Origin of the sequence: Micromonospora sp. NPDC050686 (assembly GCF_040654475.1) — a bacterium.
Classification (GTDB): Bacteria; Actinomycetota; Actinomycetes; order Mycobacteriales; family Micromonosporaceae; genus Micromonospora.
In genome coordinates this window covers 122,583-145,723 of sequence record NZ_JBFAID010000001.1, presented here as the reverse complement: position 1 = coordinate 145,723, position 23,141 = coordinate 122,583, and the positions used below count along the sequence as shown (strand labels likewise).

Below are 23,141 nucleotides of genomic sequence, written 5' to 3'. Positions count from 1 at the left end.
CGAACATACGCCGCCATCGGGGCGAACCGGGCGCCACAAGTCCATGATCGACGGCGAGATCCGGGTGGGGTGGGTTAGAGGCGTTCGAAGCCACGGGTCAGCTCCCAGTCGGTGACGGCGGCGTCGAAGGCGGCCAGCTCGACCGTCGCGTTGTTGGCGTAGTGGGCGACGACCTCGTCGCCGAAGGCCGCCCGGGCCCGGTCGGAGTCCTGCCAGAGGGCGAGCGCGTCGCGCAGGGTGCCGGGGACCCGCTCGGCGGCCCGATCGTCGTACGCGTTGCCGGTGCACTCGTCACCCAGCTCCAGCTCGGCCTCGATGCCGTGCACGGCGCCGGCGACCAGCCCGGCGATCGCCAGGTACGGGTTGACGTCCGCGCCGGGCACCCGGTTCTCCACCCGCATCCCCTGCCCGTGCCCGACCAGACGCAGCGCACAGGTGCGGTTGTCGGTGCCCCAGCGCAGCGCGGTCGGGGCGAACGAGCCCGGCTGGTAGCGCTTGTAGGAGTTGATGTTGGGGGCGAAGAGCACGCTGAACTCGCGCATGGTGGCCAGCAGCCCGGCCAGCACCCGCTGCCCGGTGGCCGACAGGTGCGCCGGCCCGTCGCCGAGCATCGCCGACCGGCCGTCGGCGTCGCGCAGCGAGAAGTGGATGTGGCAGGAGTTGCCCTCGCGGTCGTTCGGCTTGGCCATGAAGGTGATCGACACGCCCTCCTGGGCGGCGATCTCCTTGGCCCCGTTCTTGTAGATCACGTGGTGGTCGGCGCAGGCCACCGCCTCGTCGTAGCGGAAGGCGATCTCGTGCTGGCCGAGGTTGCACTCGCCCTTGGCGCACTCCGGGGTGAGCCCGGCGCCGGCCATCTCGGTGCGGATGCGGCGCAGCAGCGGCTCCACCCGGGCGGTGCCGAGCAGCGAGTAGTCCACGTTGTACTGGTTGGCCGGGGTGAGGTCGCGGTAGCCGCGCCGCCAGGCGTCCTCGTACGAGTCGCGGTAGAGCACGAACTCCAGCTCGGTGCCGGCGTACGCGGTCAGCCCGTGGGCGGCCAGCCGGTCGAGCTGCCGACGCAGGATCTGCCGGGGCGAGGCGACCACCGGGCCGGAGCCGTCCAGCCACTCCAGGTCGGCCAGGAGCAGCGCGCTGCCAGGCTGCCAGGGCATCCGTCGCAGCGTGGCCAGGTCGGGCCGCATGGCGAAGTCGCCGTAGCCGCGTTCCCAACTCGACATCGCGTACCCGTCGACGGTGTTCATGTCCACGTCCACCGCGAGCAGGTAGTTGCAGCCCTCGCTGCCGTGCCCGACCACCTGGTCGAGAAAGAAGGGCGCGTGGAACCGTTTGCCCTGCAACCGGCCCTGCATGTCGGTGAGGGCGAGCACCACCGTGTCGATCTCGCCGTCGGAGACGGCGACGCGGAGCTGTTCCAGCGTGAGCGGAGCTTTCCTCATCGGCGGCCTCCATCACAAGATCTACCGGCTTGACGGATCACCGTCAATGCCCGCTTCGGACACCCCGGCAAACGCAACCGCCCGGTCCGGCGGCCCGCGGGCGGCCCGCTCAGTCGCGAACCCGCGCCCAGGCCAGGAAGCGGCGGTGCAGGTCCGGGGCGTGCTCGGGGTTGAGCTGCAAGCTGATCAAGGAAGTGGCGAAGTCATGGACGTAACCACCCCGCGGTGGCGGAAGTCGACCAAGTCCGGCGGCAACGGCGGGTCCTGCGTCGAGGTCGCCGACAACCTGCCCGGCGTGGTGCTGGTGCGCGACACCAAGGACCGCGAGGGCGGCACCCTCCACCTCACCCCCTCGTCCTGGCAGTCGTTCGTCGACCTGGCCAAGCAGATCGGCCCCGTCGCCTGACCCAGACCGCAACCCGGAAGGTCCTCCCACCGTCAGGCGGGAGGACCTTCTCGTGTCGCGCGTCGTGGATGACCGACGGGACCGTGCGCTATCCGAAGCGATCGGCGAGCTTCGTCAGCTTGGCGACGTACGCCGGCCAGTCGTACCCGTCGGGGATGTTGCCGTTGTCGCCCTGCCAGCCGACCGCGTTGTCGTGCTGCTCGCGGAGGATGTCGGCGTGACCGGCGTGGCGGGCCACGTCGGTGATGACGTGGATGATGATCCGGTGCAGGGTCACCGGCCCGCCCGGCTGCCACCACGGCACCTGCCCCGGCGCGTCCAGTGGCAGCTGCGCGATCGTCTCGTCCGCGAACGCCCCGACCCGGCGGTACAGGTCGATCAGCCCGTCCTTCGTCTCGTCCTCCCGCGCGTACCAGTCCGCCTGCGGGTCCTCGTCGAACGCCTCATCGGTGACCAGTTCCTCGGGTGTCGGGAACCGGCGCCCGAAGGTCGGCCCGAAGTAGCCGGCCTCGACGTTGAGACAGTGCTTCACGATGCCGAGCAGGTTGTTGCCGGTCGCGGTGCGAGGCAGTCTGACCTCGCGTTCGGTCAGCCCGTCGAGCTTCGACACGAGGTCGTCGCGGCTCGCCCGCAGATAGTGGTGCAGCGCCGCCTTGGGATCGTCCAGCTCAGCCATGCCGGCCAGTCTTCCCCATCGGCCGGGGCCGAGCACTATCGTTTCGGCGTGCACATCCGTTTCGACGTCCCGGCCGATCCCGCCTACCCCGGCCGGGTGGCCGCCGCGCTGAGCAGTGTCCGGCTGCGCCGGTTCGGCTACATCGGCGCGGCGCTGGCGGCGGCCGGGGCGATCGGCTTCGTCGTCACCCGGGGGTTCACGTGGGGCGAGCGGGTCACCCCGCTGTGCACGACGCTGGTCGTGGCCGGCGTGCTGTCGATGCTGTATTCGCCGTGGGTGCGGTGGCGTGCCCGGCGCCGTTCCAGTGGCTACGCCGTCGAGGGCGGCTACGACATCACCGACGACAACATCATGATGCGCAGCGGCACGGAGTCCGGCGGCATCGCCTGGGACGGGGTCACCCAGGTGCGGGACACCCCGGAGTTCTGGATCGTGTACGTCGGCCGGATGCCGGCGACCGTGATCCCCCGCCGGCTGATGTCCGATCGGGACGACGAGACGCTGCGCGCCTTCATGACCGATCGCGGACTGCTCCAGCCTCGGTGACGTCGTCGACGGTGCGGCGGGGGCCGGTGAACCACTTCCGGGCCGAGGCCCACCACCACACCGCCACCCCGAGCAGCACCCCGCCGACGGCGAGCGGCGCGTAGTTCACCGCCGACCAGGTGAAGTCGGCGTGCCCGGGCACCCCGGCGGGGACGATCGGCAGCACGAAGTAGACCGAGATGATCGCGATCTCGACCACCGCGATCCAGCCCAGCAGCTTGTACTTCGGGCCGAGGGTCCACGGACCGGGGACGAACCGGTCCCCCATCCGCAGCCGCAGGAAGATCGGGATGAGGAAGGAGAGGTAGAGCCCGATCACCGCGACCGAGACCACCGCGTAGAAGGCCACCGGCACGCCGCCGGACTGGTAGAGGGCCGGCAGGGTGAGCACCAGCCCGGCCGCAGTCGCCCCGATGATGGCGTTGACCGGGGTGCCGTTGCGGTCCACCCGGGACCAGAGCCGCCAGCCGGGCACCGCCCGGTCCCGGCTGAACGCGTACGCCATCCGGGACATCGAGGTCACGCAGCTCATCCCGCAGAAGAACTGCCCGATGGTGGAGATGATGATGACCGTCTTGAAGAAGAACGGGGTGAGCGCGGTTTCGAAGATCGCCCCGGAGAAGCCACCCGCGGAGTTGATCGCGTCCACGTCGGTGGCGGCGAACAGGAACGCCAGCAGCAGGATCCAGCCGCCGACCGCGGAGTAGAAGATGGACCGCCAGAGTCCGCGCGCGGCGGACTGCGAGGCGTCCCGGGTCTCCTCCGACACGTGCGCGCAGGCGTCGAAGCCGGTGATCGTGTACTGGGTGAGCAGGAAGCCCAGCGGCAGCACGTAGAACCAGAAGGTGAGCCCGCCGGCGTCCCCGTCGGCAAAGCCGGAGTTGTTGAACCGCTCGGTGAAGACGAACCGGAAGCTCTGGTGGTCGTCCGGGACCAGCAGCAGGATGGCGACCACGGCGGCGGCGCCGGCCACGTGCCACCAGACCGAGACGTTCTGGAGTACGTCGATGATCCGGTGCCCGAAGATGTTGATCAGCCCGTGCAGGGCCAGGATGATCACGAAGAGCACGAACGCCTGGCTCAGCGTCCCCGCCCAGCCGTCGAAGAGCGCCGACAGGGTCAGGTTGAGGAAGGTCGCGCAGCCGTAGTCGACCGAGGCGGTGACCGCGACCAGCCCGATCAGGTTGAGCCAGCCGGTGAACCAGCCGTGCACCGGGCGGCCCATCTTCGCCGCCCACCAGTAGATCCCGCCGGCCGTCGGGTACGCCGACACCAGCTCGGCCAGGCAGAAGCCGATGATCAGGATGAACAGCGAGATCAGCGGCCAGCCCCAGGAGATGGCGACCGGGCCACCGTTGTTCCACGCCTGACCGAAGGTGGTGAAGCAGCCGGCCAGGATCGAGATGATCGAGAACGAGATGGCGAAGTTGGAGAAGCCGCTCCACTTGCGGTGCAACTCCTGCTTGTACCCGAGTTCGGCGAGCCGGCGGGCGTCGTCGTCCATCGGCTGCTCGGCGGTCGGCACGGGCGTGGTGGCCACTGCACACCTCCTGGAGGCGATCCCCGGTACGCGTGCGCCCGAGTCTTCTCCCGCCGCTGACGATGGTCAATCCGTCGGTCGTTTCGAAATCGCAAATTGCGTTGCCGGCACGTCCCCGCGCGGGCATCCTGGAACCCGTTGGCCGGCCCGCTCGCGACGGGCCGCCCCGGGCGCTCGGCACCGCCCGGCCCGGCGCGGGACGCCCACCTCTCTCTCACCCGTACGGCGTGACGCCGTACCCCTCGGGCGTCCCGCGCCACCCGTGCCCCGCCCCCCAGGGCGCTCAGGACGGCGGGGTGGCGGCGGCCCAGGCCCACAGGAAGTCGATCGCCGGCACGGCGAACACCAGGCAGACGGCCGCCATCCGGGCGATCGACGGCCGTCGCACCGCGGCGGCGTACGCCACCACCAGCACCGGCGCCATCGCCGTCTGCAGGACCCACGAGTCCCGCGGCACCAGCAGGCCGAGGTGGCAGCAGACCAGCCAGAGGGCCGTCGCCGCCGTCCAGAGGCCGAGACCGAGCCGTCGACACCACCGCGGTGACAACCGAACCGCCGAGGTGGTGTCACCGGCAAGCGTGTCGGCGGCCACGTCCAGCACCGTGGTCGGCAGGTAGAGCGCCGCCGCCAGCAGGACGCCCAGCACGGCCAGCACCAACGGGTAGTCCCCGACGGGCCGGTGCAGCGCCCAGCCGGCGACCGGCGCGAGTACGCCGACCACGACGGCGTTGACGGCGACGTCCGCCCCCGGCCGGGCCTTGAGCCGGACCGGCGGGACACTGTAGAGCCGGCCGAGCACCAGCACGGCGGCGGTGCCCGCCGCGAAGACCGGACCGATCACCAGCGCCACCACCACGGCGGCCACCTCGTACCGATGCTGCCAGCGGACCAGGTCGGCCTCGGTCAGCACGCCGGTGACCAGCGGGGCGGTCGCCTTGCGCGGGTTGTGCCGGTCGCCGGGCAGGTCGTACCGGTCGTTGACGGCGAGGACCGCGCCCCAGACCAGCGGCCCCAGCACGACCAGCGCGACGACCCAGCGCAGGGCCGCGTCCGCCGGGGGCAGCCAGTTCCGGGTCGCCAGGACCGCGCCGAGGTAGGCGGCGCCCCAGCCGAGCGGCCAGAACCAGGGCCGGGTCAGCCGGACGAGCGCCCAGGCACGGGAGGGTCGCCGGACGGCCGGCGGAGCGAGCAGGACCATGCCGTCGACGCTAGGAAGTCGCGGGGCGGCCGGCCTCCCACCGCCGGGCCAGCCACCTCCCGCAGTGGAGGGACCCGGCGCGCAGACGGGTGCCGCTCACCCGCCCCGGCGGGCGTCACGACGGTACGACGCACACCAGACCCGGCGCGGCGACCTCCACCGGCCCGGCGTACGCCCGCCGCGCCGCCGCGACCGCCGCCTCCGGCGGGGTGCCCGGCCAGAGGTGGGTGAGCAGCACCCGGCGCGCCCCGGCCGCGGCGGCGTACCGGCCGACCTCGACGGCGCTGGACAGGTTGCCGGCGTGCCGGTCGGGAACCGTGTCGACGTAGGTGGCCTCCGCGATCAGCAGGTCGGCGCCCCGGGCCAGCTCGACCAGCTCCGGGCCCGGGCCGGTGTCGCCGGTGTAGGCGACCACCCCGTCCGGCCCGGTGAACCGCGCCCCGGCGTTGCTCACCCAGTGCGGCAGCGCCCACGTGCGCACCGCGAACGGGCCGACGTCGAAGCCCTCCCCCGGCGTGAACGCGTCCAGCCGGTACGCCCCGTCGACCAGGCCCGGCTCGTCCACGGCGAGCAACGCGTCGAGGCTGCCGGCCGGGGCGTGCACCGGTAGGGCCGGGCCGTCGCGGTCGGCGAGCACCCGCGCCCGGAGCAGCGGTTGCAGGTCGGCACAGTGGTCGGGGTGGCCGTGGCTGACGTACACCGCGTCGACCGCCGCCGCGGGCACCCGGGACAGCAACGGCTGCACGGTCGCGTAACCGGGGTCGACCACCAGGCGGAAGTTGCCCTGCTCGATCAGGAACCCGGAGCAGCCCTGCTGTGCCGTGGGCCAGGCACCGAGACCACCGAGAACGGAGATGCGCACCGGTCGACCGTACGCACCGCGCCGGCCGGTGTCACCGGCGTTCGACCCGGTCAGGCGAACAGCAGACCGAAGACCCAGATGGTGCCGATCACCACGCCGGCGGTGAACTCGACCAGGATGGACAGCCCGGCCGCGCCGACGGCCTGCTTCGTGGCCGGCCAGGCGAGCTGGTTGCTGCCCAGCCGCAGCCGCTCGGCGCCCCACACGCCGCCGACGAACCCGATCACCAGGCCGATCACCGGGATCACGAAGAAGCCGACCAGCCCCAGCAGGGCGCCGGCCAGCAGGGAGGACGTGGGCACCCCGGCGTTACGCAGGTTGCGGCCCGGCCAGGCGTACTTGATGACGGTGGCCCCCACGGCGACCACCGTGACGGCGGCCAGCACCGCCCAGCGGGCCGGCCCGGCGTCGCTGAGCAGCGCCCAGACCAGCACCCCGGCCCAGCACAGCGGCAGCGCCGGCAGCCCCGGCACCACCACCCCGGCCAGCCCGGCGAGGATGGCCAACCCGGCCACCAGCGAGGCCACCGCCTCCCCGTCGGTCAGTCCCATGCCCGCTCCCGTCCGCTCACGCCGCCGATCCTGCCTTACCCGCGAGGCGCGCGGTGATCGCCTCGGCCGGCACGGGTGCGCCGAACCACCGGCCCTGCCCGGTGTCGCAGCGCAGCGCCCGCAGCCGCTCCGCCTGCGCGCTGGTCTCCACCGCCTCGGCGGTGACGCCCAGTTCGAGCGCGTGCGCCAGCCGGACCAGGGCGTCCACGATCCGCTCGTCCCGATGGTCGGCGGTGGCGGCGGGTTGGTCGGCCCGGATTCCCTCGACGAACGGTCCGGCCAGCTTCAGGCAGTGGATCGGCAACCGCCGCAGGTACGCCAGGTTCGAGTAGCCGGTGCCGAAGTCGTCGATCGCCATCCGTACGCCGAGCGCGGCGAGCCGGTGCAGCGCGCGCAGCGGCTCCCCCGCGGTGCCCATCACCGCGCTCTCGGTCAGCTCCAGCTGGAGCAGCTCGGCCGGCAGCCCGCTGGCGGCCAGCGCCGTCGCCACGGTCTCCACGATGGCCGGCGCCTCCACCTGCCGGGCGGCCAGGTTGACGCTGACCACCAGCCCGGCGTCCGGGAACCGGCGCCGCCACGCCTCCGCGTCCCGGCAGGCCCGGTCGAGCACCCAGGCGCCCAGCCGGACGATCAGCCCGGTCTCCTCAGCCAGCCCGATGAACCGGTCCGGGCCGAGCAGCCCCAGTTCGGGGTGCTGCCAGCGCACCAGCGCCTCCACCGCCCGCATCGAACCGTCCAGCAGGGACACGATCGGCTGGTAGTGCACCACGAACTCGCCGCGGTCCAGGGCGGCGGGCAGCCCGGCGGCCAGCGCCGAACGGGCGATGTCCCGGGCGCCGCGCTCCGGGTCGTACACCGCCCACCGGCCCCGGCCCTCGGCCTTGGCCCAGTAGAGGGTGGTGTCGGCGGCCTTCATCAGCTCGGAGGCGTCGGTCTCCTCCGCCGGGCAGTTCACGATGCCGATGCTGGCCGACACGGCCAGCTGCTGATCCCCGATGATCACCGGGGCGGCCACCGCGGCCAGCGCGGACTCCGCCACCGCGACCGCCTGGGTCAGCCCGCCGTCGCCGTCGACCAGGATGACGAACTCGTCCCCGCCCATCCGGGCGACCAGGTGGCCGCGCTCCGCCACGCAGTCCGCGAGCCGCCGGGCGATCACCACCAGCAGCCGGTCCCCCAGGTCGTGGCCGAGGCTGTCGTTGACCGCCTTGAAGCCGTCCAGGTCGAGGAAGCAGACCCCCACCCGGTGCCGCGGGGCCGCGGCCCGCAGGACCTGGCCGAGGGTCTCGAAGAACAGCGTACGGTTCGGCAGGCCGGTGAGCGGGTCGTGCAGCGCCTGGAAGCGCAACCGCTGCTGGAGCTCGTACCGCTCGGTGATGTCCTCGATCATCGCCACGGTGAACCGGGGGCGGCCGTCGTCGTGCCGGATCAGGGAGACCGCCAGGTCGGTCCAGACGACGCTGCCGTCCTTGCGCTGGTAGCGCTTCTCCACCCGGGCCGAGTCGTGCTTGCCGGCGGTCAGTTCCTGGTAGAGCTCCCACATCCCGGCCGCGTCGTCGGCGTGGAACAGCGACGCCACGTTGATCTGCCGCAGTTCGGCGATCGAGTAGCCGAGCATCTCCGCGAACGACTGGTTCACGTCGATGATCCGGCCGTCGGTGTCGGCGATGCCGATGCCGATGGCCGCGCCGGTGAAGACCGCCCGGAACCGGGCCTCACTGTCGCGCAGCGCCTGCTCGACCGCGTCCCGGGCCTGCCAGGCCGACCGGGCGATGCGTTCCTGCTGGCTGAAGGTCCGGTCGCGCAGGGCGCGGGCGAAGCCAGCGGCCAGGGCCGCCTGGAGGGCGTCGGTCCGCCCGGCCACCCCGCCCGGACCGGCCCGGTCCGGCAACACCAGCGACACGAACCGCTCGCCGAGCGCACGCACCGACCAGTCGAGTACGCCCGGCTCGGTCAGGTGCGCCTCCACCAGCGCCCGCCCCACCGCCTCCGCCGGCCGGACCGAGAACGGCTCGGCGAGCAGCGCCCCCACCAGCCGTACGGTGTGCGCCAGCAGCAGGCGCTCGGTCTCGGCCGCGCTCATCGGCACGAACCCGAGCCGGCGTACGGCCCGGGCCCAGGTGGCGGCGTACTCCTGGGCGCCCGGCCCGCTGAAGTCCTCCGCGCCGCCGGCCACGTCGGGCCTAGTCGCCCAGGCGGTCGTGCCGGGCGACGCCGCCGAACGCGCCGAACCGCTCGGGGTGCTCGTCCGAGTCGGACGGGGAGTCGGGGCGCCACAGCGGCATGTGCACCACGCCCGGTTCCAGGATCGTCCAGTCGCCGAAGTAGCCGGTGATCTCCGCCCGGGAGCGCAGCGTGATCTCGGTGGCGGTACGCGCCGACAGCCGCTGCGCGTCGAGCATCTCCCGCGGCTGGTCCTCGTACGTGGAGTGGGAGATCACCAGGTGGCTGCCGGGGGCCGCGGCGGCGCGCAGGGTGGCCAGCACGTCGGCCGGCCGGTCGGCGTCCGGGATGAAGTGCACCACGCCGGCGAGCAGGAGGCCTACCGGCCGGTCGAAGTCGATCAGCCCGCTGGCCCTGGCCTGGTCCACGATCAGCTTGGGCTCGCGCAGGTCGGCCCGGATCGCGGTCGCCCGCTCGTTGCCGGCGAGCAACTCCCGGCTGTGCGCCACGGCCACCGGGTCGATGTCGACGTAGACGATCCGGGCGTCCGGGTTGGCGGCCTGGGCGACCTCGTGCACGTTGCCCACGGTGGGGATGCCGGAGCCGATGTCGAGGAACTGGTCGATGCCGGCGTCGAGCAGGGCCCGGACGGCCCGGCGGAGGAACTCCCGACCGGCCCGCATGGTGGCGGCCAGGTTCGGCGTCATGGCGGCGATCTGCTCGGCGAGCTGCCGGTCGATCTCGAAGTTGTGCGCGCCGCCGAGGAAGTAGTCGTAGACGCGGGCGGCGCTCGGCCGGGTCAGGTCGATCTCGGCGGTGATGTCGTCCGGCCTCTGCATCGCTTCGCCCCAGTTCGTCGCCGCGGCGCGGGAGGGCACCGGTTGCCGGGCGCGTACGCGCACGAGACCGGCCGACCCGCGGATCGTGTGGTGCTGACCACTCTAGGCCCGCACGGCCAGCCGTGGGAGATCCACTTTTGGACCGTCGGGTCGGCCCTCCGCCCAGGGTGTTGAGCAGGCCCCCCGCCTATGCGGAAAGCGTTAAGCGGGGCCCCTCCTTACACCCGGTCCAGGAGGAGGGCGATGCCCTGGCCGACGCCGATGCACATGGTGGCCAGCGCCCGCCGGGCGTCCCGGCGGCGCAGCTCCAGCGCGGCGGTCAGCGCCAGCCGGGCGCCGCTGGCGCCGAGCGGGTGGCCGAGCGCGATCGCCCCGCCGTTCGGGTTGACGTGCTCGGCGTCCTCGGGCAGCCCCAGCTCGCGCAGCACCGCGACGCCCTGCGCGGCGAACGCCTCGTTCAGCTCGACCACGTCCACGTCGGTGAGCGCGATCCCGTGCCGGCCGAGCAGCTTGCGGGTGGCCGGCACCGGCCCGATCCCCATGATCCGCGGCGGTACGCCGGCCGCCGCCGCGCCGGAGACCCGGGCGAGCGGGGTCAGGCCGTACCGGGCGACGGCGGCCTCGGAGGCGACCAGCAGGGCCACCGCGCCGTCGTTGACCCCGGAGGAGTTGCCGGCGGTGACGGTGCCGCCCTCGCGGAACGGGGTGGGCAGGGCGGCGAGCTTCTCCAGCGCGGTCTCCCGCGGGTGCTCGTCGACCTCGACCAGCTTCGTCTCCCGCCGCCCGGCGGGCACGCTGATCGGCACGATCTCCTCGGCCAGCCGGCCGTCGGCCTGCGCCTTGGCGGCCCGCTGCTGCGAGCGGTACGCGAACTCGTCCTGGCTGGCGCGGGAGACGCCGAACTCGGCGGCCACGTTCTCCGCCGTCTCCGGCATCGAGTCGATGCCCCAGCCGCGCTTCATCAGCGGGTTCACCAGCCGCCAGCCGATGGTGGTGTCGTACACCTCGGCGGCGCGGGAGAACGGGGTGGTCGCCTTCGGCATGACGAACGGCGCCCGGCTCATACTCTCCACACCGCCGGCCACCACCAGGTCGGCCTCGCCGGCCACGATGGAGCGGGCGGCGGTGGCCAGCGCGTCCAGGCCGGAGCCGCAGAGCCGGTTGACGGTGCTGCCCGGCACCTCCTCCGGCAGGCCGGCGAGCAGCGCCGCCATCCGGGCCACGTTGCGGTTGTCCTCGCCGGCCTGGTTGGCGCAGCCGAGGATCACGTCGTCGGTGCGGGCCCAGTCCACCGACGGGTGGCGGGCGACCAGTTCCCGGATCACGTGGGCGGCCAGGTCGTCGGGGCGTACCCCGGCGAGGGCGCCGGCGTACCGGCCGATCGGGGTACGGACTCCGGCCACCAGGTATGCCACGGTCATCGACGCACGTCCTTCGGGGGGTGGAAGGGTTCGGACGGCGACGTCGCCCGGGTCGCGGGGGGACGTCCGGGCCAGGATATCCAGCCGCCGGACCGGATAGGTTGACGGCATGGCCGAGGCCCAGTTCAGCGCAGAGACCAGCGGCGGTGGCGCGTTCGTCCGCCAGCCCAACCGGTTCACCGGCCGGGTCACCCCGCACTCCACCGCGCCCGAAGGCGGCGGGCCGGACGAGCAGGGGCGCTGGCCGCTGGAGGCGGGCCGGTACCGGCTGATCTGGTGCCGGGCCTGCCCGTGGGCGCACCGGGCCCGGATCGTGCGCAACCTGCTCGGCCTGCAGGACGTGATCTCGCTGGGCACGGTCGACCCGATCCGGGACGAGCGGGGCTGGCGGTTCGCCCTCGACCCGGACGGCTTCGACCCGGTGCTCGGCATCGGCTTCCTCTCCGAGGCGTACCTGGCCACCGACCCGGACTACACCGGCCGGGTGACCGTGCCGGCGCTGGTCGACACCGTCACCGGCCGGGTGGTCACCAACGACTATCCGCGGCTCACCCTGGACCTCTCGACCGAGTGGCGGCGGTTCCACGCCCCGGACGCGCCGGACCTGTACCCGGTCGAGCTGCGCCCGGAGCTGGACGCGCTGATGGCGGAGATCCACCGGGACGTCAACAACGGCGTCTACCGGTGCGGCTTCGCTACCTCCCAGGCGGCGTACGACGAGGCGTACACCGCGCTCTTCGCCCGGCTGGACGGGCTGTCGCAGCGGCTGTCCGGACGCCGCTACCTGATGGGCGAGACGATCACCGAGGCGGACGTGCGGCTGTTCACCACGCTGGTCCGCTTCGACGTGGCGTACCACGGGCACTTCAAGTGCAACCGGCAGAAACTGACCGAGATGCCGGTGCTCTGGGCGTACGCCCGGGACCTGTTCCAGACCCCGGGTTTCGGGGAGACGGTCGACTTCGACCACATCAAGCGGCACTACTACGCCACCCACGAGGCGATCAACCCAACCCGGATCGTGCCGCTCGGCCCGGACACCGCCGGCTGGCTGACGCCGCACGGGCGTGGCTGAGCGCCTGGTCGCCGGGGCCCGGGCGGTCGCCGCGTCGGCCGCCGCCGGCTGCGTGCTCGCCGGCACGGCGGCGGTGACGGTCGCGGTGGTCGCCGGTCCTGGTCCGGGGCTGACCGCGTACGTCAGCGAGGCCGGCATCGCGGCCAGCGGCTGGGCCCCGACGTACCGGGTCGGGATCTTCGCCCTGGCCGCGGCGCTGCTGCTGCTCGCCGTGGCGCTGCCCCCGGCGTTGCGGGTCGCGGCCGGGCTGCTCGGCGCCGGCGCGCTTTTCGCCGCCCTCTCCGGCGCGGTGACCTGCAGCGCGGGTTGCCCGTTGCCGCCGTTCGAGACGCCGACCGTGGCGGACCTGGTGCATGGCGGGGCGAGCATCGCCGCCGTGGCGGCGACCGTGCTGGCCATGCTGGCGATCGCGGTCTCGCCGGCGGCGGGGCCAGGGCTGCGCCGGGTGGCCCGGCTCGGCGCGGCGGTGGCCCTGCCGCTGGCCGGCTCGGTCGCGCTGGCGATGCTGACGGTGGGCCGGGGCGGCCTGGTGGGCGGCCTGGAGCGGCTGCTGCTCGGGGCGACCGCCGGGTGGGGCCTGGCCACCGCCATCGGCCTGACCCGCCCGTGACGACGGACCAGGCCGGGCGGTCGGTCAGGGCTTGACGGCGAGCACGGGCCGGTCGGCGTCGAGCAGGATGCGCTGGGCCGAGCTGCCCATGATCAGCTTGCCGACCGGTGAACGGCGGCGCAGGCCGATCACGATCACCGACGCGTCGACGGCCTCGGCGACGCGGACGACCTCCTCGGCGAGGTCGCCGGCGTGCGCGTCCTGGCGGATCTCGACGTCGACGCCGGCCGCCTCGGCCCGTTCGACGAGCGCCGCAACCGCCGCCTCGCTGGCGACGTCCGCGCTGACCAGCGCCCCCTCGCGCGGTGTGTTGAGCACCAGCAGGCGCTCCCGGCGGCGGCCGGCCTCCTCGACGCCGGCGGTGAAGGCGGCGTTCCCTTCCGGGGTGGGAATGTAGGCGACGAGAACGGTCACACCAGCTCCTTGCTTTCCTGAGGTGCGGGGTCGGAAGGGGTGGTCGCCGGCCGCCGACGCAGCGCCGCCCGAAGCGGCGGGAGCAGGGCCACGAGCAGGAACACGACGAACAGGGTCCCGGAGATCGAGCGGGTGAGGAAGCCGGTCGGGTCGCCGTCGAAGATCAGCAGCGAGCGGCGCAGCGAGTCCTCCAGCAGCGAGCCGAGCACGAAGGCCAGCACCAGCGGGCCGGGGTCGAAGCCGAGCTTCTTCATCAGGTACCCGAGGGCGCCGAAGACGATCACCAGCACGATGTCGAAGACGTCGTTGTTCACCGTGTAGACGCCGACCAGGGTGATCAGCACGGTGATCGGCGCGAGGACGGTGGGCCGGACCCGCAGGATCCGCACGAAGAGGCCGACCAGCGGAATGCTCATGATCAGCAGCAGGATGTTGCCGAGGTACATCGAGTTGACCACGCCCCAGAACAGCTCGGGCTCCTGGCTGACCAGTTGCGGGCCTGGGCTCACGCCCTGGATCAGCAGCGCGCCGAAGATGACCGCCATGGTGGCGTTGGCCGGGATGCCGAGCGTCAGCAGCGGGATGAAGGACGAGGTGGCGGCGGCGTTGTTCGCCGTCTCCGGCGCGGCGACACCCTCGATGGCGCCCCGGCCGAACCGTTCCGGGTTGCGGGCCCGCCGCTTCTCCAGGGCGTACGCGGCCAGCGAGGAGAGCGTGGCGCCGCCGCCGGGGAGGATGCCCAGGACGAAGCCCACCAGGGAGCCGCGGCCGATGGCGCCGGAGGACTGGCGCAGGTCGGCGCGGGACGGCCAGACGTTCGCCACGGTAGTGGGCGCCTGGACCGCGCGGTGGCGCTCCTCGAGGCTGTAGAGGATCTCGCCGAGGCCGAACAGCCCCATGGCGATCGGGACGAAGTCCAGGCCGTCGGCGAGCGACAGGTTGTCGAAGGTGAACCGCTCGGCGCCGGTGAAGCTGTCCCGGCCGACGGTGGCCAGCAGCAGGCCCACGCAGGCGGCGATCACCGCCTTGAGCCGCCCGCCGCCGCTGACCGTGGCGACCAGCAGGATGCCGAGCAGGGCCAGGGCCGTGTACTCGGGTGGGCCGAAGTCCAGCGCGAAGCCCGCCACCAGGGGGGCGACCAGCGTGAGGGCGATGATCGATACCGTGCCGCCGATGAAGGAGCCGATGGCGGCGATGCCCAGGGCGGTGCCGGCTCGGCCCTGGCGGGCCATCGCGTGCCCGTCGAAGACGGTCACCACCGAGGAGGCCTCGCCGGGCAGCCGCAGCAGCACCGAGGTGATGGTGCCGCCGTACTGGGCGCCGTAGAAGATTCCGGCGAGCATGATGATCGCAGTGACCGGCTCGATGCCGAAGGTGATCGGGAGCAGGATCGCGATGGTCGCCGCGGGGCCGAGACCGGGCAGGACACCCACGAGCATGCCGATGACGACACCGATCAGGCAGTACAGCAGGTTCGTCGGTTCCAGTACGACGCCGAATCCGTCGAGGACAGGGGCGAAGTCCACGGAGCCCTCCTAGAAGAGGTGCGGGATGGGGACGGAGAGGGCCGCCACGAAGACGAGGTAGAACGCGACCACCACGGCGAGGCTGGTGACGATCGAGGTACGCCAGCCTTCCCGGCCGAGGAACCGCAGCCAGACGAAGGCGAGCAGCGTGGCGGGGATCTCGAAGCCGATGGTCTGGATGACCGCGACGAACACCACCATGGTGGCCAGTCCGGCGGCGACCAGCCAGCTCGCCGGGGAGAAGCGTTCGGCGTCCGTGGTCTTCTTGGCGGTGGCGAGCAGGCCAAGGCCCAGCACCACCAGCACGGCGCTGACCAGCAGCGGCCAGGTGCCCGACTCGGGGCCGCGGGCGGAGCCGAGGCCGAGGCGGGCGGAGCCGACCAGCGTGGCCACGCCGAGCGCGACGACCGCGGCGGCGGTGAGGACGCTGCTCAGCGTCCCGGCCGCCGGGGGCCGGCCCTCGTGCTCGACCTCCTCGACCTGGTGGATCGCCTCGCCGAGGCTGAGTTCCTCGACGGGAGGTTCCTGACCGACGGTGTCCCGGAACAGCTCACCGCTGCCCGGGCCGGCCCCGGCGGCCGGGTGGCCGCCGGGGCTGACCGGTGCGGAAGCACCGCCGTGGCCAGGGGTCACTTGGCTCCACCGAGGCTGATCTTGTGCTGCTCGACCACGCTCCGGTACTTGTCCAGGTTGCCGGTCCACTGCTTGCGCAGTTCCTCGCCGTCGACCTCGTTCGGGGTGAGCAGGTTCTCCTCGTTGAACTTCTGGTACGCCTCGGCCTGGAACGCCTTCTGGAAGGACGCGCGCAGGGCGTCGAGGACGGCCTTCGGGGTGCTCTTGGGGGCGAAGACCGCCCGCGACTGCTGGACCGGCACATCGTGGCCGGCCTCCACGGCGGTCGGGGTGTCCGGCAGGTACGTCGGCCGCTTCTCCGCGAAGGTCACGATCGGGGTGAGCTTGCCGGACCTGATCTGCTCGGCCGCCTCGCCGAGCTGGATCGAGCCGACGTCGACCTGGCCGCCGAGCACGGCGGTGAGGGTGGGCGAGCCGCCGTCGAACGGCACGGCCTTGGCGGCGATGCCGGACTGGGCGAACAGCAGTTCCTGGGAGAGCTGGCTGCCGGTGCCGACGCCGGTCGTGCCGAAGGTGATCGGCCGGCCGGCCCCGGCCAGGTCGTCGACGGTCTTGAAGCCGGACTTCGGCGCCGTCACGAGCACGTAGTCGTCCTGGCTGATGCCGGTGACGATCTCGTAGTCGGCGATGTCGGGGGCCTGCCCCTCGGCGACGGCCAGCGGCGTGATGTAGGCCAGGCTGCCGTTGTAGACCATCAGCGTGTGCCCGTCGGCCTTCTTGCCGGCCAGTTCCTTCGCCGCCAGCGCACCGTTCGCGCCCGGCTTGTTCTCCACGGTGACCGGCACGCCGAGGTCGTCGGAGAGCTGCTCGGCCAGCGCTCGGGCGATGAGGTCGGTGCTGCCGCCGGGGTCCTGGCCGACGAGGATCGTGATCGGGGACTTGCCCGGGAACTCCGCATCGTCGCCAGACCCGCCGCCGACGTTGCCGCCGCAGGCGGCGAGCGAGAGGGCCAGGGCGAACCCGGCTCCCGCCGTCGCCCACCGGCGCACGCGCTTGATCGTCATGTCGTTCTCCTCAATAGCAGATCCATGTTTCCGCGGTGGGCGGCTGTGAGTCGGGTCACGGACGCCTGGTGACGGGAGCCTAGGAACCTCGCCTCATGCCTGTCCAAATCCAATGGAGCATCAATTGATACCTTCTTGACATGGCGTTCACGTTGGAGCAACTTCGGGGTTTCGTCGCCGTAGCGGACGAGCTGCATTTCGGCCGCGCGGCCGCGCGGCTGCAGATGACCCAGCCGCCGCTGAGCCGCCAGATCCAGAAGTTGGAACGGGTGGTGGGCGCCCAACTGCTGGAACGGGACAACCGCCGGGTCAGCCTCACCACGGCGGGCGCGGCGTTCCTGGTCGAGGCCCGCCGCCTGCTGATCCTCGCCGAGTCCGCCCCGGAGCTCGCCCGCCGGTTCTCCTCCGGCGCCAGCGGCGTGGTCCGGCTCGGCTTCACCGCCGCCTCGGCGTACGGGGTGCTCGGCGAACTGCTGCACGCGGTGTCCCGGGAACTGCCCGACGTGCACGTGGAACTGGCCGAGATGGTGACCCGGGAGCAGGTCGCCGGCCTACTCAAGGAGGAGATCGACCTGGGCCTGGCCCGGCCGCCCTTCGACGAGGAGACCTTCGGCTCGCGACTGCTGCACCGGGAGGCGCTGCTGGTCGCCGCGCCCGCCGGGCACCGGCTGCTGGAACTGGGCCGGCCGGCGACGGCCGGCGACCTGGCGGGCGAGCCGGTGGTCATGCACTCGCCGACCAAGGCGAAGTACTTCTACGACCTGGTGGCCGGCGTCGTGCCGATCGCCGCCGAGAACACCGTGTACACGGTGAGCCAGGTGCTGACCATGCTGTGGCTGGTGGCGGCGGGTCGCGGAGTAGCGTTCGTCCCCGCGTCCGCCGCCCGGCTGCCCATCGAGGGGGTGGGATTCGTCCGGCTGGAGACGCCGGCACCCGAGCCGGTCGAGCTGCACCTGCTGTGGGCGAGGAGTTCGAAGAACCCGGCGCTGTGGCGCGCGCTCGCGGCGCTGGAGCCGCGATCCGGGGCTTCCTGATACCCGACCAGCATCGCTCGATGCGGAATCGCTCTTGGACATGCATCGTCGGTGCTTTCTACGGTGACCGCGACCACGTCCGCGCCACCGGCTGATTTCCGGCGCGGACCCGCCGGACCCAAGGACACGATCACCGTGACGCTGCTGCCCCCGGATGTTCTCGCCGACCGGCTGAAGTCGGGCCTGCTCTCCTTCCCGGTCACCCACTTCGACGCCGATCTGGAGTTCGACGAGGCCCGGTACCGCGAGCACCTGGCCTGGCAGGCGAGCTTCGACGTCGCCGGACTGTTCGCCGCGGGCGGCACCGGTGAGGGCTTCTCGCTGACCTCGACCGAGCTGGACCGCGTCGTGCGGGTCGCCGTCGACGAGGTGGCCGGAAGGGTTCCCGTCATCGCCCCGGCCACCGGCGGCACCGCCGTCTCCGTCGCCCAGGCGCGGGCCGCCCAGGTCGCCGGCGCCGACGGCCTGCTGCTGTTTCCGCCGTACCTCACCGAGGCCAGCCAGCAGGGCCTCATCGAGCACATCGGGGCGGTGTGCCGGGCCACCGACCTCGGGGTCATCGTCTACAGCCGGGCGAACGCGGTGCTCACCGACGCCACCGTCGCCGAGATCGCCGACCGCAATCCCAACCTGATCGGGCTCAAGGACGGCATCGGCGACATCGAGCGGATGACCCGCACCTACGCCCGGGTCGGTGACCGGCTGATCTACGTGGGCGGGCTGCCGACCGCCGAGACGTACGCGCTGCCGCTGCTCCAACTCGGGGTGAGCACCTACTCCTCGGCGCTGTACAACTTCCTGCCCGAGTTCGCGCTCCGGTTCTACGCGGCCGTCCGCGCCCAGGACCGCCCGGCGGTCTACCAGATGCTCAGCGACTTCGTGATCCCCTACCTGGACATCCGGGACCGGTCCCGGGGGTACGCGGTCTCCATCATCAAGGCCGGCCTGACCGCGGTCGGACGCGACGGCGGCCGGGTCCGGCCCCCGCTCGCCGACCTGACCGAGGCCGAGCGCGCGGAACTGACCACCCTGGTGCAGAAGGTCTCCTGACCCGGCCCGCCGACCGACCCCAGCGCACTCAGACCGAAAGGATGACGATGACCGGCCGCACCCCGACCGTGGCCCGTGTCGAGGCGGTGCCCGTCGCCGGGCACGACAGCATGCTGCTCAACCTCAGCGGAGCGCACGGCCCCTTCTTCACCCGCAACGTCGCCATCGTGACCGACAGCGCGGGCCGGGTCGGCGTCGGCGAGGTGCCCGGCGGCGAGTCGATCCGGCGGACGATCGAGGACGCCGGTTCCCTGCTGGTCGGGCAGCCCGTGGCGCGGTTCGGCCGGCTGCTGCGTACGGTGGCCGACACCTTCGCCGACCGCGACGCCGGCGGGCGCGGGCTGCAGACCTTCGACCTGCGCACCACGGTCCACGCGGTGACCGCGCTGGAGTCGGCGCTGCTGGACCTGCTGGGCCAGCACCTCGGCGTGCCGGTGGCGGAACTGCTCGGCGACGGGCAGCAGCGCGACAGTGTGCCGATGCTCGGCTACCTCTTCTACATCGGTGACCGCCGGCGCACCGACCTGCCCTACCTCGCCGAGCCCGCGCCGGCCGACGACTGGGAGCGGCTGCGCCGGGAACCGGCGCTCACCCCCGAGGCGGTGGTGGCGCTCGCCGAGGCGGCCCGGGCCCGCTACGGGTTCACCGACTTCAAGCTCAAGGGCGGCGTGCTGGCCGGCGAGCAGGAGGTCGCCGCGGTCCGCGCCCTCGCCGAGCGGTTCCCGGACGCCCGGGTCACCCTCGACCCCAACGGCGGCTGGCGGCTGGCCGAGGCGGTCGAGCTCTGCCGCGACCTGCACGGGGTGCTCGCGTACGCCGAGGACCCGGTCGGCGCCGAGGGTGGCTTCTCCGGGCGCGAGGTGATGGCGGAGTTCCGGCGGATCACCGGGCTGCCGACCGCCACCAACATGATCGCCACCGACTGGCGGCAGCTCGCCCACGCGGTCCGGTCGAACGCGGTCGACATCCCCCTCGCCGATCCGCACTTCTGGACGATGCGCGGTTCCGTCCGGGTGGCCCAGCTCTGCCACGACTTCGGCCTCACCTGGGGCTCGCACTCGAACAACCACTTCGACATCTCGCTGGCGATGTTCACCCACGTGGGCGCCGCCGCCCCGGGCCAGATCACCGCCCTCGACACACACTGGATCTGGCAGGACGGACAGGCCCTCACCCGCTCGCCGCTGCGGATCCGCAGCGGGCGGATCCAGGTCCCCACCGCCCCGGGGCTGGGGGTCGAGCTCGACCGCGACGCCCTGGCCGCGGCGCACGAGTTGTACCTGGAGCACGGCCTCGGCGCCCGCGACGACGCCGCCGCGATGCAGTACGTCGTGCCCGGCTGGTCGTTCGACCCGAAGCGTCCCTGCCTGGTCCGCTGAACGCCACCGCCGCGTCCCACCCGAGGAGAGACATGACCACCCGCAACGCCCCCGCCGTCCTCGACCGGATCGAGTCCGTGATCCTCTCGTCGGTCACCCTCCCGCTGCCCACCGGGATCAGCGACGCGAAGGTGCTCACCGGGCGGCAGCGGCCGATGAGCGAGGTGGCCTTCCTCTTCGCCGAGATCCGGACCGAGGCGGGGCACGAAGGCGTCGGCTTCAGCTACTCCAAGCGGGCCGGCGGGCCCGCGCAGTTCGCCCACGCCCGGGAGGTCGCCCCCGACCTGATCGGCGAGGACCCCAGCGACATCGGCCGGCTCTGGACGAAGCTCGTCTGGTCCGGCGCGTCGGTCGGGCGCAGCGGCGCGGCAACCCAGGCGCTCGCCGCGATCGACGTGGCGCTCTGGGACCTCAAGGCGAAGCGGGCCGGGCTGCCGCTGGCCAAGCTGCTGGGGGCGCACCGCGACTCGGTGCGCTGCTACAACACCTCCGGCGGCTTCCTGCACGAGTCGATCGAGCAGGTGCTGGAGAACGCCACCCGCACCCTCGAGTCGGGCGTCGGCGGCATCAAGATCAAGGTCGGTCAGCCCGACTCCGCCGAGGACCAGCGCCGGGTCCGCGCGGTCCGCGAGCACCTCGGCGACGGCGTCCCGCTCATGGTCGACGCCAACCAGCAGTGGGACCGGCCGACCGCGATGCGGGTCGGCCGGGCGCTGGAGGAGTTCGGCCTGGTCTGGATCGAGGAGCCGCTGGACGCGTACGACGCCGAGGGGCACGCCCAGCTCGCCCGGTCCCTGGACACCGCGATCGCGACCGGCGAGATGCTGACCAGCGTCGCCGAGCACTACGAGCTGATCCGCGCCGGCGCGGTGGACATCCTCCAGCCGGACGCCCCCCGGATCGGTGGCATCACCCAGTTCCTCAAGCTCGCCACCCTGGCCGACCACAGCAACCTGCAACTGGCGCCGCACTTCGCGATGGAGATCCACGTACACCTGGCGGCCGCCTACCCGCACGAGCCGTGGGTGGAGCACTTCGACTGGCTGTACCCGCTGTTCAACGAGCGGCTGGAGACGCACGGCGGGCGGATGCACCTCTCGGACCGTCCCGGACTCGGCATCACCCTCAGCGAGCAGGCCCGCGCCTGGACGGTGGACCGCGTGCACGTCGACGCGTCCCGCTGACCCATCCCACCGCAGCATTGGAGGAACCCATGGCCGCAGTCGTCAGCATCGACCCCCGGACCGGGCAGCCGGTCGAGGAGGTGGCGCAGGAGACCACCACCGCGCAGGTGGACCGGCTCTGCGCTGCCGCCCTCGCCGCAGCTCCCGGGCTGGAGGCGCTGGGTCGCGCCGGGCGGGCGGCACTGCTGCGTGGCCTCGCGGACGCCCTGGAGGACCGGCGGGAGGACGTCGTCGCCGTCGCCGACCGGGAGACGGCGCTCGGCCCGGTCCGGCTGAACGGTGAACTGACCCGCACCTGTTACCAGCTGCGGATCTTCGCCGAGGTGCTGGACGAGGGCAGCTACCTCGAGGCGGCCATCGACCACGCCGGGGACACCCCGATGGGTCCCCGCCCCGACCTGCGCCGGATGCTCGTCCCGATCGGCCCGGTCGCGGTCTTCGGCGCCAGCAACTTCCCGCTGGCCTTCTCCGTACCCGGTGGCGACACCGCCTCGGCGCTCGCGGCCGGCTGCCCGGTCATCGTCAAGGCGCACGGGTCCCACCCCGCGACGTCGCAGCTGGTGTTCGACATCCTCGCCGCGGCGGCGGAGAAGGCGGGCGCCCCGGCCGGCACCCTCGGCCTGGTCCACGGCGTGCCGGCTGGCGCGGCCCTCGTCGCCCACCCGGCGGTCCGGGCCGTGGGCTTCACCGGCTCGGCCACCGGCGGGCGCGCGCTGCTGCGGATCATCGAGCAGCGCCCCGACCCGGTGCCCTTCTTCGGCGAGCTCAGCAGCCTCAACCCGGTGGTCGTGACGCCACGGGCCGCCGCCGAGCGGGGCCCGACGATCGGCGCCGAACTGGTCGGCTCCTTCACCCTCGGCGGCGGCCAGTTCTGCACCAAGCCCGGCCTGGTGTTCGTGCCGGTCGGCGCCGACGGCGACGCGGTGGTCGGCGCGATGGCCGACGCGGTCCGGGGCAGCGCCGCCCCGGTGCTGCTCAACGGGGGCATCGCCGCCGCGTACGGCAGCATCGCCGGCAGTCTCGTCAAGGCGCCGGGCGTCGAGGTGCTGGCCCGGGGAGCGCAGCCGCAGGGGGACGGGTTCCAGGCCGCGCCGATGCTGCTCGGGACGTCGGCGAGCGACCTGCCGCAGCAGGTCACCGAGGAGTGCTTCGGCCCGGTGTCGGTGGTCGCCCGATACGACGGCGAGGCCGAGCTCTTCGGGGCGCTGGCGGAGATCCCGTCGTCGTTGACCGCGACGGTGCTGCGCGGCGGGGGCGAGACGGAACTGCCGCAGGAGGTCTCCGAGCGGCTGCGCCCGCGGGCCGGCCGGCTGGTCTACGACGCCTACCCCACCGGCGTGGCCGTCTCCTGGGCGCAGCACCACGGCGGGCCGTGGCCGTCGACCAACTCGCAGCACACCTCCGTCGGCACCTCCGCGATCCGCCGCTTCCTGCGCCCGGTCACCTGGCAGGGTGCGCCGGCCGACCTGCTCCCGCCCGAGCTCACCGACGACTACCGGGGCATCCCGCGGCGGGTCGACGGCGTCCTGGAGGTGCCCCGGTGACCGGGCCGCTCGCGCGGTCGGGCGGGCCTGCGGCGCCGCACGTTACC

The 23,141-nt window shown here is 73.0% G+C and carries 22 protein-coding genes; 9 read left to right on the top strand and 13 right to left on the bottom strand.

Features of this window, described 5'->3' with window-relative positions:
• Nucleotides 1-74: 74 nt before the first annotated feature.
• Nucleotides 75-1,439 (bottom strand): glutamine synthetase family protein, encoded by a 1,365-nt coding sequence (locus AB0H57_RS00675; RefSeq protein WP_357501360.1) that lies wholly within the window; start codon nucleotides 1,437-1,439, stop codon nucleotides 75-77.
• A gap of 205 nt (nucleotides 1,440-1,644) precedes the next feature.
• Here AB0H57_RS00675 and AB0H57_RS00670 point away from each other — a divergent pair, with 205 nt between their 5' ends.
• Nucleotides 1,645-1,845 (top strand): DUF397 domain-containing protein, encoded by a 201-nt coding sequence (locus AB0H57_RS00670; RefSeq protein ID WP_357501359.1) that lies wholly within the window; start codon nucleotides 1,645-1,647, stop codon nucleotides 1,843-1,845.
• Between the two features lie 88 nt (nucleotides 1,846-1,933).
• Here AB0H57_RS00670 and AB0H57_RS00665 read toward each other — a convergent pair whose 3' ends face one another.
• Nucleotides 1,934-2,521, bottom strand: coding sequence for a DinB family protein (locus AB0H57_RS00665; protein WP_357501358.1), 588 nt, complete (start codon nucleotides 2,519-2,521; stop codon nucleotides 1,934-1,936).
• A gap of 48 nt (nucleotides 2,522-2,569) precedes the next feature.
• Here AB0H57_RS00665 and AB0H57_RS00660 point away from each other — a divergent pair, with 48 nt between their 5' ends.
• Complete coding sequence (locus tag AB0H57_RS00660; protein WP_357501357.1) at nucleotides 2,570-3,067, top strand: YcxB family protein; 498 nt, start codon at nucleotides 2,570-2,572, stop codon at nucleotides 3,065-3,067.
• Here the strand turns inward: AB0H57_RS00660 and AB0H57_RS00655 are convergent.
• From AB0H57_RS00655 to pcaF, 7 genes are all read right to left on the bottom strand, one after another.
• Nucleotides 3,033-4,607: an amino acid permease gene (locus AB0H57_RS00655; protein ID WP_357501356.1), complete on the bottom strand. Its 1,575-nt coding sequence runs from the start codon at nucleotides 4,605-4,607 to the stop codon at nucleotides 3,033-3,035. The genes AB0H57_RS00660 and AB0H57_RS00655 overlap by 35 nt on opposite strands.
• A 283-nt stretch (nucleotides 4,608-4,890) precedes the next feature.
• Nucleotides 4,891-5,805, bottom strand: coding sequence for a UbiA family prenyltransferase (locus AB0H57_RS00650; protein WP_357501355.1), 915 nt, complete (start codon nucleotides 5,803-5,805; stop codon nucleotides 4,891-4,893).
• 115 nt (nucleotides 5,806-5,920) lie between these two features.
• Nucleotides 5,921-6,667, bottom strand: a complete 747-nt coding sequence (locus AB0H57_RS00645; RefSeq protein WP_357501354.1) for an MBL fold metallo-hydrolase — start codon at nucleotides 6,665-6,667, stop codon at nucleotides 5,921-5,923.
• Between the two features lie 50 nt (nucleotides 6,668-6,717).
• Nucleotides 6,718-7,218, bottom strand: coding sequence for a DUF456 domain-containing protein (locus AB0H57_RS00640; protein ID WP_357501353.1), 501 nt, complete (start codon nucleotides 7,216-7,218; stop codon nucleotides 6,718-6,720).
• A 16-nt stretch (nucleotides 7,219-7,234) separates the two neighbouring features.
• Nucleotides 7,235-9,394 (bottom strand): EAL domain-containing protein, encoded by a 2,160-nt coding sequence (locus AB0H57_RS00635; protein WP_357501352.1) that lies wholly within the window; start codon nucleotides 9,392-9,394, stop codon nucleotides 7,235-7,237.
• A 7-nt stretch (nucleotides 9,395-9,401) separates the two neighbouring features.
• Nucleotides 9,402-10,220 (bottom strand): SAM-dependent methyltransferase, encoded by an 819-nt coding sequence (locus tag AB0H57_RS00630; protein WP_357501351.1) that lies wholly within the window; start codon nucleotides 10,218-10,220, stop codon nucleotides 9,402-9,404.
• A 218-nt stretch (nucleotides 10,221-10,438) separates the two neighbouring features.
• Nucleotides 10,439-11,641, bottom strand: coding sequence for a 3-oxoadipyl-CoA thiolase (gene pcaF, locus AB0H57_RS00625; RefSeq protein WP_357501350.1), 1,203 nt, complete (start codon nucleotides 11,639-11,641; stop codon nucleotides 10,439-10,441).
• Nucleotides 11,642-11,750: 109 nt separating this feature from the next.
• On the opposite strand from pcaF, the gene AB0H57_RS00620 reads away from it, so the two are divergent.
• Nucleotides 11,751-12,716, top strand: coding sequence for a glutathione S-transferase C-terminal domain-containing protein (locus tag AB0H57_RS00620; RefSeq protein WP_357501349.1), 966 nt, complete (start codon nucleotides 11,751-11,753; stop codon nucleotides 12,714-12,716).
• The gene (locus AB0H57_RS00615; RefSeq protein WP_357501348.1) at nucleotides 12,709-13,326 is read left to right on the top strand and encodes a DUF998 domain-containing protein; all 618 of its coding nucleotides are present in this window, start codon (nucleotides 12,709-12,711) and stop codon (nucleotides 13,324-13,326) included. The genes AB0H57_RS00620 and AB0H57_RS00615 overlap by 8 nt, the downstream gene beginning before the upstream one ends.
• Nucleotides 13,327-13,350: 24 nt before the next feature.
• On the opposite strand, the gene AB0H57_RS00610 is transcribed toward AB0H57_RS00615, so the two are convergent.
• From AB0H57_RS00610 to AB0H57_RS00595, 4 genes are read right to left on the bottom strand one after another with little or no spacing between them, the layout of a single operon-like run.
• Nucleotides 13,351-13,740, bottom strand: coding sequence for a universal stress protein (locus AB0H57_RS00610; RefSeq protein ID WP_357501347.1), 390 nt, complete (start codon nucleotides 13,738-13,740; stop codon nucleotides 13,351-13,353).
• Nucleotides 13,737-15,266 (bottom strand): tripartite tricarboxylate transporter permease, encoded by a 1,530-nt coding sequence (locus AB0H57_RS00605; protein ID WP_357501346.1) that lies wholly within the window; start codon nucleotides 15,264-15,266, stop codon nucleotides 13,737-13,739. The genes AB0H57_RS00610 and AB0H57_RS00605 overlap by 4 nt, the downstream gene beginning before the upstream one ends.
• A 9-nt stretch (nucleotides 15,267-15,275) precedes the next feature.
• Nucleotides 15,276-15,899, bottom strand: coding sequence for a tripartite tricarboxylate transporter TctB family protein (locus AB0H57_RS00600; RefSeq protein ID WP_357501345.1), 624 nt, complete (start codon nucleotides 15,897-15,899; stop codon nucleotides 15,276-15,278).
• Nucleotides 15,896-16,903, bottom strand: a complete 1,008-nt coding sequence (locus AB0H57_RS00595; RefSeq protein WP_357501344.1) for a tripartite tricarboxylate transporter substrate binding protein — start codon at nucleotides 16,901-16,903, stop codon at nucleotides 15,896-15,898. Before AB0H57_RS00595 ends, AB0H57_RS00600 begins: the two co-directional genes overlap by 4 nt.
• A gap of 140 nt (nucleotides 16,904-17,043) precedes the next feature.
• Here AB0H57_RS00595 and AB0H57_RS00590 point away from each other — a divergent pair, with 140 nt between their 5' ends.
• The 5 genes from AB0H57_RS00590 (at nucleotide 17,044) to AB0H57_RS00570 (ending at nucleotide 23,094) form a co-directional block, all read left to right on the top strand.
• Nucleotides 17,044-17,937 (top strand): LysR family transcriptional regulator, encoded by an 894-nt coding sequence (locus tag AB0H57_RS00590; RefSeq protein ID WP_357501343.1) that lies wholly within the window; start codon nucleotides 17,044-17,046, stop codon nucleotides 17,935-17,937.
• Nucleotides 17,938-18,072: 135 nt separating this feature from the next.
• The gene (gene kdgD / locus AB0H57_RS00585) at nucleotides 18,073-18,987 is read left to right on the top strand and encodes a 5-dehydro-4-deoxyglucarate dehydratase (RefSeq protein WP_357501342.1); all 915 of its coding nucleotides are present in this window, start codon (nucleotides 18,073-18,075) and stop codon (nucleotides 18,985-18,987) included.
• A 47-nt stretch (nucleotides 18,988-19,034) separates the two neighbouring features.
• On the top strand, nucleotides 19,035-20,366 hold the full coding sequence (locus AB0H57_RS00580) for an enolase C-terminal domain-like protein (RefSeq protein ID WP_357501341.1): 1,332 nt from the start codon (nucleotides 19,035-19,037) through the stop codon (nucleotides 20,364-20,366).
• Nucleotides 20,367-20,398: 32 nt separating this feature from the next.
• Entirely contained in the window at nucleotides 20,399-21,550 is a 1,152-nt protein-coding gene (locus tag AB0H57_RS00575) for a mandelate racemase/muconate lactonizing enzyme family protein (protein WP_357501340.1), read from the top strand.
• A gap of 29 nt (nucleotides 21,551-21,579) precedes the next feature.
• Complete coding sequence (locus AB0H57_RS00570; protein WP_357501339.1) at nucleotides 21,580-23,094, top strand: aldehyde dehydrogenase (NADP(+)); 1,515 nt, start codon at nucleotides 21,580-21,582, stop codon at nucleotides 23,092-23,094.
• Nucleotides 23,095-23,141: the final 47 nt, after the last annotated feature.